Annotated in this window: 12 protein-coding genes; 5 read left to right on the top strand and 7 right to left on the bottom strand. The window is 69.0% G+C overall.

Going from position 1 to position 12,544, the window contains the following annotated elements; translation table 11 throughout:
• Window positions 1-32: 32 nt before the first annotated feature.
• Both nrdR and AAFP35_RS09740 read right to left on the bottom strand, forming a co-directional pair.
• Window positions 33-491, bottom strand: coding sequence for a transcriptional regulator NrdR (gene nrdR / locus AAFP35_RS09745; protein WP_419221369.1), 459 nt, complete (start codon window positions 489-491; stop codon window positions 33-35).
• A gap of 104 nt (window positions 492-595) precedes the next feature.
• Entirely contained in the window at window positions 596-1,090 is a 495-nt protein-coding gene (locus tag AAFP35_RS09740) for a LysM peptidoglycan-binding domain-containing protein (RefSeq protein ID WP_419221368.1), read from the bottom strand.
• Window positions 1,091-1,290: 200 nt separating this feature from the next.
• On the opposite strand from AAFP35_RS09740, the gene lexA reads away from it, so the two are divergent.
• Window positions 1,291-2,028: a transcriptional repressor LexA gene (gene lexA, locus AAFP35_RS09735; protein ID WP_419221367.1), complete on the top strand. Its 738-nt coding sequence runs from the start codon at window positions 1,291-1,293 to the stop codon at window positions 2,026-2,028.
• Window positions 2,029-2,046: 18 nt separating this feature from the next.
• On the opposite strand, the gene AAFP35_RS09730 is transcribed toward lexA, so the two are convergent.
• Window positions 2,047-3,720 carry a phosphoenolpyruvate--protein phosphotransferase gene (locus tag AAFP35_RS09730; RefSeq protein WP_419221366.1) on the bottom strand — a complete coding sequence of 558 codons (1,674 nt, stop codon included), beginning with the start codon at window positions 3,718-3,720 and terminating at the stop codon, window positions 2,047-2,049.
• Window positions 3,721-3,887: 167 nt separating this feature from the next.
• Between AAFP35_RS09730 and AAFP35_RS09725 the strand changes: the two genes are divergently transcribed.
• From AAFP35_RS09725 to AAFP35_RS09710, 4 genes are all read left to right on the top strand, one after another.
• A complete protein-coding gene (locus AAFP35_RS09725) occupies window positions 3,888-4,655 on the top strand; it encodes a DeoR/GlpR family DNA-binding transcription regulator (RefSeq protein ID WP_419221365.1) in 768 nt (255 codons plus the stop codon).
• A gap of 14 nt (window positions 4,656-4,669) precedes the next feature.
• On the top strand, window positions 4,670-5,716 hold the full coding sequence (locus AAFP35_RS09720; RefSeq protein ID WP_419221364.1) for a 1-phosphofructokinase family hexose kinase: 1,047 nt from the start codon (window positions 4,670-4,672) through the stop codon (window positions 5,714-5,716).
• Between the two features lie 29 nt (window positions 5,717-5,745).
• On the top strand, window positions 5,746-7,815 hold the full coding sequence (locus tag AAFP35_RS09715; RefSeq protein ID WP_419221363.1) for a PTS fructose transporter subunit IIABC: 2,070 nt from the start codon (window positions 5,746-5,748) through the stop codon (window positions 7,813-7,815).
• Window positions 7,816-7,897: 82 nt separating this feature from the next.
• Window positions 7,898-8,158, top strand: a complete 261-nt coding sequence (locus AAFP35_RS09710; protein ID WP_419221362.1) for an HPr family phosphocarrier protein — start codon at window positions 7,898-7,900, stop codon at window positions 8,156-8,158.
• A gap of 88 nt (window positions 8,159-8,246) precedes the next feature.
• On the opposite strand, the gene hflX is transcribed toward AAFP35_RS09710, so the two are convergent.
• From hflX to AAFP35_RS09690, 4 genes are read right to left on the bottom strand one after another with little or no spacing between them, the layout of a single operon-like run.
• Window positions 8,247-9,743: a GTPase HflX gene (gene hflX / locus AAFP35_RS09705; protein WP_419221361.1), complete on the bottom strand. Its 1,497-nt coding sequence runs from the start codon at window positions 9,741-9,743 to the stop codon at window positions 8,247-8,249.
• 54 nt (window positions 9,744-9,797) lie between these two features.
• Window positions 9,798-10,700, bottom strand: a complete 903-nt coding sequence (dapF, locus tag AAFP35_RS09700; RefSeq protein WP_419221360.1) for a diaminopimelate epimerase — start codon at window positions 10,698-10,700, stop codon at window positions 9,798-9,800.
• Between the two features lie 27 nt (window positions 10,701-10,727).
• Entirely contained in the window at window positions 10,728-11,633 is a 906-nt protein-coding gene (gene miaA, locus AAFP35_RS09695) for a tRNA (adenosine(37)-N6)-dimethylallyltransferase MiaA (RefSeq protein WP_419221359.1), read from the bottom strand.
• The gene (locus AAFP35_RS09690; protein ID WP_419221358.1) at window positions 11,630-12,544 is read right to left on the bottom strand and encodes a hypothetical protein; all 915 of its coding nucleotides are present in this window, start codon (window positions 12,542-12,544) and stop codon (window positions 11,630-11,632) included. The genes miaA and AAFP35_RS09690 overlap by 4 nt, the downstream gene beginning before the upstream one ends.

Below are 12,544 nucleotides of genomic sequence, written 5' to 3'. Positions count from 1 at the left end.
CGGCCTCGACGGGGTTCCGCGGATACGACGGGTCAGCCGACCTCGTCGGAAACCGCTCGCAACTCGTCGATCTCACGCTGGAAGTCGGCGACGGAGTCGAATGAGCGGTAGACCGATGCAAACCTCAGATAGGCCACGGCGTCGAGGTCACGCAATGGCCCCAGGATCGCCAGACCCACCTCGTTGCTGGGGATCTCGGCCGATCCCGAGGACCGCACCGCATCCTCGACCTGCTGCGCCAATTGCGCCAACGCATCCTCGGCGACGTCGCGCCCCTGACACGCCCGACGCACGCCGCGCATGACTTTCTCGCGGCTGAACGGTTCGGTCACACCGTTGCGTTTGACCACCGACAACACCGCACTCTCGACCGTGGAAAATCGCCGACCACAGTCCGCACACGAGCGCCGGCGTCGGATCACCTGCCCGTCGTCGGCGACACGCGAGTCGATGACCTTGGTGTCTTCGTTCTTGCAAAACGGACAGCGCATGTCGTCCTCACGCACATCGCGGGACACACCGGCGCACCGGATCTTCGCTACGCCGTGCCGGTTTCCGGCTGGACCCTGTGCCACCGAGGATACCGTCCGGCCCCTCAGCGATACGCGGGGGCGATCAGCGCCTGCCCCACGCGCAGACCCGAGCCGGACAGATCGTTGCGCGCCACGATCGCATCGATGACCGTTTCGCGCGGCATGTCCGGAGCCACCCGGTCGGCAATCGAACTCAGCGAGTCACCGGCCCGCACGTGCACGACCTCGGCGCCGACGGGTTCGGGAGCGACCGAGGCCGCATAGTTCGACCCGACGATGGCGACCACCCAGACGACGATCGCGAGAGCACCGCCGGCCAACACGGCGAGGGCGGCCGCGCGACGGCGTGCGTAGACGCGCGACGTCGACGCGGGCGACGCGCACCGAGTGCCGGCAACCCGCGGCCTGCCGACGGCCAGCGAGGTGGCCGGCCGGTTCGGCCCGGGCCTGCTCCGATCACCGTGGGCGCGGCGGCGGGTGGGCGTGCCGACCACACGGGCGTCGGTGCGGGCGTTCGCCGTCGATGCCTGCGGGCGTTCCAGTGTGATGGTGCTCATCGCGGTCTCCTCGATCACATGTTCGATGGAACTGATGTTCGATTTGTAGCACGGTGCACCGACAAAGTCTCGACACACGTCGAACAAATGTTTGAACATGTCTGCGACGTGGGTTACTCTCGGCGCTGAGAGAACCCATCGACCAGCGTTTTTCCGCGAATCCCGGCCCGGGGCCGGATTCGAACAGAGAGGACTCACCGATGAGCGACAAGGCCGGCGGACGACGCGGTACCCCGCGTGCGGTCGACGAGAAGGCCGACACCGACGAGGCTTCTGTCGACCCGGCTGTCGCGGAGGCGTCGCTCACCCCACGTCAGCGCGGCGTGCTGGAGTACATCCGACAGTCGGTCCGGGAACGTGGATATCCACCGAGCATCCGCGAGATCGGCGATGCGGTCGGCCTGACGTCCACGTCGTCGGTGGCCCATCAGTTGCGCACCCTGGAACGCAAGGGACTGCTCAAGCGTGACCACAACCGTCCACGGGCGGTCAACATCTCAGACGGCGAGCACAATCACATCCCGCCCGGCGGTTCGGCCGCCGACGACGGGTCGAGCCTGCCCGCGCCCACGTTCGTACCCGTGCTGGGCCGGATCGCCGCGGGCGGACCGATCCTCGCCGAGGAAGCTGTGGAGGACGTCTTCCCGCTGCCGCGCGAACTCGTCGGCGAGGGGTCGCTGTTCCTGCTGCGTGTGGTCGGCGAATCGATGATCGATGCGGCGATCTGCGACGGCGACTGGGTGGTCGTCCGGCAACAGAACGTCGCCGACAACGGCGACATCGTCGCGGCGATGATCGACGGCGAGGCGACCGTGAAGACGTTCAAGCGCAAGGACGGTCACGTGTGGCTGATGCCGCACAACGAGCTGTTCGAGCCCATCCCCGGTGACGACGCCGCCATCCTCGGCAAGGTCGTCACCGTGATGCGCCGGGTCTGAGAGCCGTCCGACGCCCGGTCAGTTGCTGCCGAAAGCGGCAGCCGCGGCGGCTCGAGCGGAGGCTGCGTCGGCCAGCCCCAGGATCGTGTCCGAGGCCAACTTGCATTGATCGCTGGTGACCCGGCCGAGCTTGGCGCCGACCGCGGCCGCCGCGGCCGGCGCCGCCGACAGTGACGTGACACCCAGACCCACCAGGACGCATGCGAGCAACGGATCGGCCGCGGCCTCACCGCACACGCCCACCGGTTTGCCCGCGGCGCGCCCGGCGCGGGCCACGTTCGCGATCAGCGCCAGCACCGCCGGTTGCCAGGGATCGGTCAGCGACGCCAGATCCGACGACATCCGGTCCGCGGCCATCGTGTACTGCGTCAGATCGTTGGTACCGATCGACACGAAGTCGACCTCGGCCATGACCTGCGGCGCGAGGATCGCCACGGCGGGGACCTCCACCATGATCCCGGCGACGAGACCTCGTGCCCGCACCTCGCCGGCGAACTCCCGCGCCTCGGCCGCCGTGGCGATCATGGGCGCCATCACCCACGGACTCGCGCCACTCTCCTTGGCTGCGGCCGCGATGGCATCGAGTTGGGCCGCGCGGATCTCGGGGTGGGCGTTGGCGATTCGGTTGCCGCGCACACCGAGTGCGGGGTTGGCCTCGTCGGGCTGGGCCACGAACTTCAGCGGCTTGTCCGATCCGGCGTCGAGCGTGCGGATCACCACTTTCTGATCACCGAACGCGTCGATGACCTCGCGGTAGAGCTTGGTCTGCTCGGCGACCGTGGGAGCATCAGTGCGGTCGAGGAAGGCGAGTTCGGTGCGGAACAGCCCGACGCCTTCCACCGGGAATCCGCTGGCCGTGCGGGCCGAGGCGCCGTCGGCGACGTTGGCGAGGATGCCGACGGGTTTGCCGTCGGATGTCCGGCCCGGCCCCTTCCATGCGGCAGCCGCCGCCGCGACGCGGCGACTCTCCTCGACTCCGGCCTGCGCCTTCTTCGGATCCGGGTCGACCTCGACGGTGCCCGCGGTGCCGTCCACCAGTACCACCGTGCCCGGCGCGATGCTCGCCAGCCCACCGACCGCCACCACACACGGAATCCCCAACTGCCGCGCGATGATCGCGGTGTGACTCGTCGGTCCGCCGAGTCGGGTGACCAATGCGGTGATCTTCGTCGGATCCAGCCCGGCGGTGTCCGCCGGCGCCAGATCGTCGGCCAACAACACCGACGGGACGTCGGGTTCGGGCACCCCGGGTTCGGCGACGCCGACCAACTCGGCGACCACGCGATCGCGCACGTCGTTGAGGTCGGTGACACGCTCGGCCATGAGCCCACCGAGTTTGGTGAACATGGTGGCGAACTGTTCGGTCGCCGCGACCGCCGCGGCCGGAGCCGCCGTCCCCTTCGCGATCAGCCCGGATGCCGCACCGATCCAGCCGCGATCCTCGGCCAATCCTGCTGTGGCGGAAAGGACCTCGGCGGCGGCGCCCGATGCGTGTGACGCCCGTTCCCGAAGCCGTCCGGCGACGGTCGCGGCAGCATCGGTGAATCGCTTGGTCTCCACCTCGCGCTCGTCGGAGGCCACCGTCGGCGCCGTCGAGGGGTCGTACACCGGCCGCTCCCCCGGCCAGACCGCCGGTCCGTATGCCTTCCCGCCGACGACGGGCGTTCCGTTCAGTACGTGTGAATCCGCCACCGAAGTCCTAACTGTGCGTCGACCGTGTGGGGCCGAGTGTGGGAAGAGACGACATCGCCAAACTCTGTGATTCAAGTTACAAGATTTCCTTGACTTGTCAACACAAACAGGCGTAAACAAAGAGAACACCACATTCAAAGCAACGCAAAACCACAGACGAGGACATTGTGTACGCAGAGGAACGCCAGCAGGCGATCGCCGACCAGGTGCGGGTCAACGGCCGCGCCTCGGTCACGGCCCTGGCCTCGTTGTTCGATGTCACCAGCGAGACCGTGCGCCGCGACCTCGCGGCGCTGGAACGGTCCGGTCACCTGCAGCGCGTTCACGGCGGCGCGGTCCGACCGGGCGCCACCCCGGTCATCGGCGAGCAGGGCATCGACGAGCGGCTGCTGTCGCACACCGAGGAGAAGATCGCCATCGGCAGGGCGGCGACCCGATTCCTCCCACCCGATGGCGGCTCGGTCTTCTTCGACGCGGGCACCACGACCTATCAGGCGGCGTTGGCGCTACCGCGCGATCGCAGGCTGACCCTGATCACCCACAGCATCCCGATCGCGGCCGCACTGGCCGGGCAGTCGTCGGAACTGCATGTCCTCGGTGGACGCGTGCGCGGACTCACCCAGGCCACGGTCGGCGCGGACACGGTGTCCGCCCTCGAACGGCTACGGATCTCGACCGCATTCGTCGGCACCAACGGGATCAGCGAGTCGCACGGCCTGTCCACGCCAGATCCGGACGAGGCCGCCATCAAGTCGGCCATCGTACGTGTGGCCAATCGCGTTGTGGTGCTGTCAGATTCGTCCAAGGTGAACCGCGAGGACCTCTCGTCCTTCGCCGACCTCGCCGACATCGACGTGGTGATCACCGACGGCGGTATCGACCCTGTGCAGTCGGCCGCATTGTCGGCACGAGGCATCGACGTGGTGATCGCATGAACCAGGGAGCAGCCATGACACGACCCGATCCGGACGCGGTACCGACGATCCTCACCGTCACCGCGAATCCCAGTCTCGACCGCACTCTCGAGTTGCCCGCTCCACTGCACCGTGGCGGCGTGCAACGCGCCACCGCGGTACGGGCCGAGCCCGGCGGCAAGGGCGTCAACGTCGCCCGTGTCGTCACCGAGGCCGGCCTGCACGCCCGAGCGCTCCTCCCGGCGCGAACCGGCGACCCGTTGCTCACCGCGCTCGACGCGGTGGCACTGCCCTACGTCGCGCTGTCGACCAACAGCGACGTGCGGTCCAACATCACTGTCGTCGATCCGGACGGCACGACGACAAAGCTGAATGTGCCGGGCGTCCCCTTCGATGCCGACGGGGCTCGCAGGTTTCTCGAGTTGATCGTCGCGGGCGCTGCCGGCACACGCTGGGTCGCGTTGTGTGGCTCGTTGCCACCGGGATTGCCCGACACCTGGTACCGCACCGTCATCGACGAACTCGCCGGACAGGGATGTCGCGTCGCCGTCGACACGTCCGGTGCCCCGCTCTCGGCGACGATGAACGGCCACGCGGATCTGCTCAAACCCAACGAAGAGGAACTCGCCGAGGCCACCGGACTCGACCCCGCACCCCTCGTCGCCGCCACCGCGCGTGGTGATCACGCGCCGGTGGCGGCGGCCGCGCGAACCCTGGCGGAGCGGACCGGTGCGACGGTCCTGGTCACCCTCGGCGCGGCCGGGGCGATGCTCATCACCGAGGCGGGTGCCTGGTTCGCCACCCCGCCACCGATCGTGCCGCGCAGCACCGTCGGCGCCGGGGACGCCGCACTGGCCGGTTATCTCATCGCCGAGTCCCGCGGCGACACCGAACCGGAGCGACTACGCACCGCGGTGGCCTACGGCTCGGCCGCCACCGCGCTGGCAGGCACGCAACCCCCCACTCCAGAGCACCTCGATCGTCGCGGGGTCCACGTCGTCGACCTCACGCCGGACGGCCCGAGATCGCGGGCCACTCCCCCGACCAACCCGATCACCCCACCCCCGATCCACCGGCGCTGAAACCCGCAGCCGAAACCGAAGGAAATCCGATGTCAGAACAGATCATCTCGCCCCAGACGGTGAGCCTCGACGTCGACGCGGGCGCCGATCCGGCCGCCGTGATCGCCTACCTCGCCGACCATCTCGCGGATGCCGGACGAACCACCGATCCCACCGACCTGGTCCGCGGTGCGATCGAGCGGGAGTCGAAGTCGGCGACCGGGCTGCCGGGCGGCATCGCCATTCCGCACGCGCGTGCCGAATCGGTGACCGAGGCGAGCCTGGCAATGGCACGCCTGTCCCACAAAGTCGATTTCGGTGCCCCCGACGGGCCCGCCGACCTCGTCTTCCTGATCGCCGCCCCGGCGGGTGCGGCCGCCGATCACATGAAGTTGCTGAGCTCACTCGCCCGTGCGCTGGTCCGGCCGGACTTCGTGCAGTCGTTGCGCGAGGCGCCCACGGACGACCACGTCGTCGCCCTCGTCGACAACGCGATCAACCCGACGCCCGAGGCCTCGGGCTCCCCGTCCACGACAACAACAACGACCGCCGCGCCTCCCCCCGTCGCTGCCTCCACTGCGGAGCCCGCGAAGCGCACGTCGATCGTGGCCATCACCGCCTGCCCCACCGGTATCGCACACACCTATATGGCCGCCGACGCGCTCAAGTACGCCGCCGAACGTGCCGGTGTCGACTTCCATGTCGAGCCGCAGGGGTCGTCGGGCACCACGCCGTTCACACCCGACGTCATCGCCGAGGCCGATGCCGTCATCTTCGCCACCGACGTCGGCGTCAAGGGCAAGGAACGTTTCCACGGCAAGCCGGTGATCGCCTCCGGCGTCAAGCGGGCGATCAACGAACCCGACCAGATGATCGCCGAAGCCGTTGCGGCATCGACGAATCCACACGCGGCGGTCGTCCGTGAGGGCGACGGCAACGAAGCCGCCGACTCTGCGACGACCGGCGGTCTCGGGATCGGCAAGCAGGTCCAGCAGGCGCTGATGACCGGTGTGAGCTACATGATCCCGTTCGTCGCGGCGGGCGGCCTGCTGATGGCGCTGGCCTTCCTGCCTTTCCTCGGCGGGTACGAGATCGCCAATTCGACCCTCGACCCCACCGGAGCGATGAACGACGGGCAGTTCATCTCCCTGCACAATAGCCTGTGGGATCTGCCCGCCGGTGGGCTCGGACAGTACATCGGCGCGGTGCTGTTCGCCGTCGGAAGTCTCGCCATGAGCATGCTCGTCCCCGTCCTGGCGGGATACATCTCGTTCGCGATCGCCGATCGCCCCGGGATCGCTCCCGGTTTCGTCGCCGGCCTGGTGTCGGTGGCCGTGGGCGCGAGCTTCATCGGCGGCTTGGTCGGTGGTCTCATCGCCGGCGTCGCATGCCTGTGGATCTCCCGAATCCCGTTGCCACAGTGGGCTCGCGGACTGATGCCGGTGGTGATCATCCCGCTGGCCGGCAGCCTGGTCATCGGTCTGCTGCTGTACATGTTGCTCGGCAAGCCACTCGCCTGGCTCACCGAGAAGATGACCGACGGGCTCAACAGCATGTCCGGCGGTTCGGCCATCGTCCTCGGTATCGTGCTCGGCCTGATGATGTGCTTCGACCTCGGTGGCCCGGTCAACAAGGCCGCCTACCTGTTCGCCACGGCAGGTCTGGCCATCGGCGGCACGGCGCAACTCGAGATCATGGCGGCGGTCATGTGCGCGGGCATGGTGCCGCCCCTCGCGCTCGCCCTCGCGGCAACGGTTCTGCGTCCCAAGCTGTTCACCGAGCCGGAGCGCGAGAACGGCAAGGCGGCCTGGTTGCTCGGAGCGTCGTTCATCTCCGAGGGCGCGATCCCGTTCGCCGCGACCGACCCGTTCCGCGTCATCCCGTCGATGATGGCGGGCGGCGCACTGTCCGGGGCGCTGATCATGGCGTTCGGCGTCACGCAGCGGGCGCCGCACGGAGGGATCTTCGTGTTCTTCACGATGAACCACTGGTACCTGTTCCTGATCGCGTTGGCCGCCGGTGTGGTCCTCTCGGCGGTACTGGTCATCGCCGCCAAACAGTGGCGGGGCAACCGCGACGAGGTGACCTCGATCGCGGAACTCGAAACAGTTCCCGCCTGAGCCTGATTCGGGTAACACTGCTACCAAGACACCCAAGACATTCCCGACCCGTACGATCCCAGCAACCCACGAAGGAGCGCTTATGCCCAGCACGACCGTCACCGTCGGGTCCGCCGTCGGACTGCACGCCCGACCTGCGACCATCATCGCCGAGGCCGCCCAGGAAGCCGGCACACCGGTGACCCTCGCCCTCGAAGGCGGTGACCCGGTGGATGCGGGCTCGGCGCTGATGATCATGACCCTGGGTGCAGAGAAGGGCACCAACGTGGTCGTCACCTCCGACGATCAGACCACCCTGGACACGATCGCGGCGCTGGTCGCCAAGGATCTCGACGCCGACTAGGAACCGTCGGCGGACACCGCCTGCCTGGGCCCCGCGGCCTGGGCGGGCGGTGTTCGTCGTCGTCAGCCCGGCTCGTCGTCAGCTCGGGTTATGTGAGCCCGCCGACCGGTGACTGGTCCGATTCGGTGGCGACCTCGAGATCGGCAAGTCCACCCGCGAACGCGACGGGCACGCGGACCCGCATCCGGGTGCCGTCGGCGGTGTGTTCGCTGGTGAGCACCTCGCCCTCCTCGTGGATTCGCGACACCAGGTCCCCACGGGTATAGGGCACGTCGATGGTCAGCTCCACGTCGCCGCGTCCGACGAACTCGCGGATGCGGTCGAACAACTCGGGCATCCCCTCGCCGGTGCGCGCCGAGACGAAGACCGCGTCACCGAACGCATGGCGCAGCTCGGTCATACGGTTACCGTCGATCGCATCGATCTTGTTGATCACCAACATCTCCGGCGGCGGCTTGACGTCGTCGGCGGCGACCACCTCGTTGATCACCTGGCGGACCGCCGAGATCTGCTCGGCCGGAAACGGATCCGAACCGTCCACCACGTGCAGGACCAGATCGGCGTCCACGACCTCCTCCAGTGTCGAACGGAACGCCTCGACCAGCTGGGTGGGCAGGTGACGCACGAAGCCGACGGTGTCGGTGAACACCACGGCGCGCCCGTCGTCGAGGGTGGCCCGCCGCGTCGTCGGATCGAGGGTCGCGAACAGCGCATCCTGGACCAGGGCACCCGAACCGGTCATCGCATTGACCAGGCTGGACTTTCCGGCATTGGTGTAGCCGGCAACCGTCAACCGCGGAATGGCGTTGCGTTCGCGCGCGGCGCGCATCACCGTACGAGACTTCTTCATCCCACGGATCTCTCTGCGCAGCTTCGCCATCCGTTCGCGAATACGCCGACGGTCGGTCTCGATCTTGGTCTCGCCGGGACCACGCAGACCCACGCCGCCGTTCGAGCCGGCGCGACCGCCTGCCTGACGGGACATCGACTCGCCCCAACCACGCAGGCGCGGCAGCATGTACTCCATCTGGGCCAACGAGACCTGCGCCTTGCCCTCCCGAGATGTGGCGTGCTGGGCGAAGATGTCGAGGATCAGGGCGGTGCGGTCGATCACCTTGACCTTCACGATCTTCTCCAGCGCGGTCAGCTGGGCGGGGGTCAACTCACCGTCGCAGATCACCGTGTCGGCACCGGTGGCCAGCACCGCCTCACGCAGCTCGTCAGCCTTGCCCGAACCGATGTAGGTGGCCGAGTCGGGCCGCGACCGGCGCTGGATGAGGGCATCGAGCACCTCGGAGCCCGCCGTCTCGGCGAGCGCGGCGAGTTCGACCATGCTGGCGCGGGCTTGCGCCGCGGTGCCTTCGGTCCAGACACCGACCAGCACGACACGCTCGAGCCGCAGTTGCCGGTACTCGACCTCGGTGACGTCGGTGAGTTCTGTCGACAGTCCGGCGACGCGTTGCAGGGACGCGCGATCCTCGAGCTGGAGTTCACCGGTCGTCGGCGCCGCCAGTCCGTGCAGGATGTCACGGGCGTCGGGGACGTCGGTGAAATCAGATGATGTTGCTGCTGTTGATTCGGTCATACGGGATCCATGATGTCACGGCCGACGGCCGGGCGGCATCTGGTTTTTCCGGCGTCAGGGCGCGCCACGCTCCCAGCCCGGACGCAGCTGTCCGTCGGCGACCAGTACCGACGGGCCGCGCAGGGTGGCACCGTCGGCGCGCACACCCACCTCCACCAGTCCGCCGGGGACGGTGATGCGCAGCGTGCCGACCTCTTCTCCCCGTCCGTGCAGGATCGCGGCACCCGCCGCCACCAGCCCGGTCCCACAGCTGCGGGTCTCCCCCACACCGCGCTCGAAGACGCGCATCGCCGCGCTCAAGCGGCCGGCGGCATCGCGCGCATCCGGCGGGGTGACCAGTTCGACGTTCGCACCGTGCGGGAAGGCCTCGTGGTCGATCTGTACGCCCTCGGCGAAATCTACCGCGGCCAGATCGTCGTCGCTCATCTCCGGCACGACGCACGCGAGGTGCGGATTGCCCACGTCGACACGCACACCGCGGTACACGTCGTCGCCGATCCGGACCATCGACTCGCCGTCGATCAATACCCGCCCCATCTCGACGGTGACGTCGGCGTGCACGTTGTCGTACGAGTGCACGGTGACGGGACGTGCACCGGCGCGGGACCCGACGGTGAACTCGTCGTCGGCGACGAGACCCGATGCCCGCAGGTGGTGGGCGAAGACGCGAACCCCGTTGCCGCACATCTCGGCGATCGACCCGTCGGCGTTGCGGTAGTCCATGAACCAGTCGTCGGGGGCCACGCCGTCGGGCAGGGCGTCGAGTACACCTTGCTGCACGAGGGCGGCCGAACGCACCACACGCAACAGACCGTCGGCACCGATACCGCGACGCCGGTCACACAGCGCGGCGACCGACCGTTCGTCCAGGTCGAGATCGGCAGCCGGATCGGTGAGGATGACGAAGTCGTTCTGGGTCCCGTGACCCTTCACGAAGCGCTGCTTGTCCACCCCCACAGGGTACGGGTCGTCGGCCGGCGCCGATCAGCGCGGACCGATGGCGCGCAGGGCGGTGCCCGTCAGATCCGCGTCGGCCGCATCGAGCCATACGATGCGATGGTCGCGACGGAACCAGGATCGTTGACGCCGGACGTAACGGCGGGTGCCGATGAAGGTGAGTTCCTCGGCCGCGTCCATGTCGTGGTCGCCGTCGAGGGCGGCGAGCACCTGCGCGTACCCGATGGCCCGAGATGCGGTACGCCCCTCCCGCAGCCCGACATCACACAGCGCGCGCACCTCGTCGACGAGCCCGTCGGCGAACATCTGTCGGGTCCGCAACCGAATGCGCTCGTCGAGGGCTTCCGTGTCCCGGTCCAGCGCGAGAATACGGGTCTGCCAGCGTGGTTCGCCGATGGTCGGCGCCGAGGCCGCGAACGGCTTGCCGGTGAGTTCGACGACCTCCAGCGCACGGACGATCCGGCGACCGTCGGTGTCCAGGATGGATGCCGCCGCCGCGGCATCGACCTCGGCGAGACGGCGGTGCAGCGCGGCCACCCCCAGGTCCTCGAGCATCGCCTCGTAGCGCGCGCGCACCTCCGGATCGGTGGCCGGGAACTGCCAATTGTCCAGCAGGCCTTGGATGTACATCATCGAGCCGCCCACGAGGACGGGCGTGACGCCGGCCGCGATCAGCCGGTCGACGTCGTCGGAGGCGGCACGCTGATGCCGCGCCACCGTCGCGGTCTGGGTGACGTCGAGGACATCGATCTGATGGTGCGGGATGCCGCGCCGCTGCGCGACGGGCAGTTTCGCGGTGCCGATGTCCATCCCGCGGTACTGCTGCATGGCATCGAGGTTGACGATTTCCCCGCCGAGCCGCTCCGCGATGTCGAGGGCGAGGTCGGATTTCCCGCTCGCGGTGGGACCGACGACGGCAACCGGTGTGGTCATCGCGGCGTCCACACCGCGACCGTGTAGCCGACGCCGAACGGCGCGTCGGCGTAACGCACGTCGACCGCCATCGGCCGATCACCGCAGAGGCCTGCCGCCACCTGCCATGCCGGGCGCCCCGCGACCGACTCTGCCGCGCACCGGTCGATGTCGAGCCCCGCGAGCGTCGCGGTGTCCGCGGACGCTATCGCGGCGTCGACCTGCCCCTGTAGGACGACGGCTTCGTCACGCAGTCCCCCACCGGGTGCCCGCGCCGACAAGGAGATCGCACCGTCCCCGACGACGAGCACCCCGATCGGCTCCGGGTCGGCGGCGATGCGGTCTGCGAGTTCGGCGCCGATCCGCGCGCACTCGTCCGACGACGCGTCAACGCCGACGAGCACGGGTGTGACGGAATCGGCCTTCGACTCGCCGCGCAGCCACGCCGCGATGAGCATCGACAGCGGGAGCCCACCGGTGCGTGTGGTCGGATCACCGGGCGCTGCCACCTCGAGCGAGACCGGATGGTCGACGCCGTACGCGGCGAACGTGCCCGACACCCCCACGTCGCGCGGGTCCCCGTCCGACGCGCCGACAGCGATCCACCGAGGCGCCACGCGGGCGAGTTCGGCGGCCGCGCCGAGCGTCGCCTCTCGCACGGATTCGGTCTCGACCGCAGCGGGCCCGGACAGCGCGGGCACCAGCAGCGGAGCACTCGGGACGAAGACGACGGACGCCAACACGACCACGACGCTAGCCGACCGTGACGACCCCGCGAGCACCGCATCGCGACGCAATGTCGTCGCAGCGGCCCCACGGTGAGCGCTGACCTGCTTGAATGGGGAGACCCGTTCCGGCATCCGGGCGATGTCGCGCGGGGTCGAGTGACCGGCAGCCGTGACGCGCGGCACCCAACCTGCGGGAGAGGGCAC

The sequence above is a fragment of the Gordonia sp. CPCC 206044 genome (assembly GCF_048537895.1).
Lineage (GTDB): Bacteria > Actinomycetota > Actinomycetes > Mycobacteriales > Mycobacteriaceae > Gordonia.
This window is presented reverse-complemented; position numbering and strand designations above follow the sequence as displayed.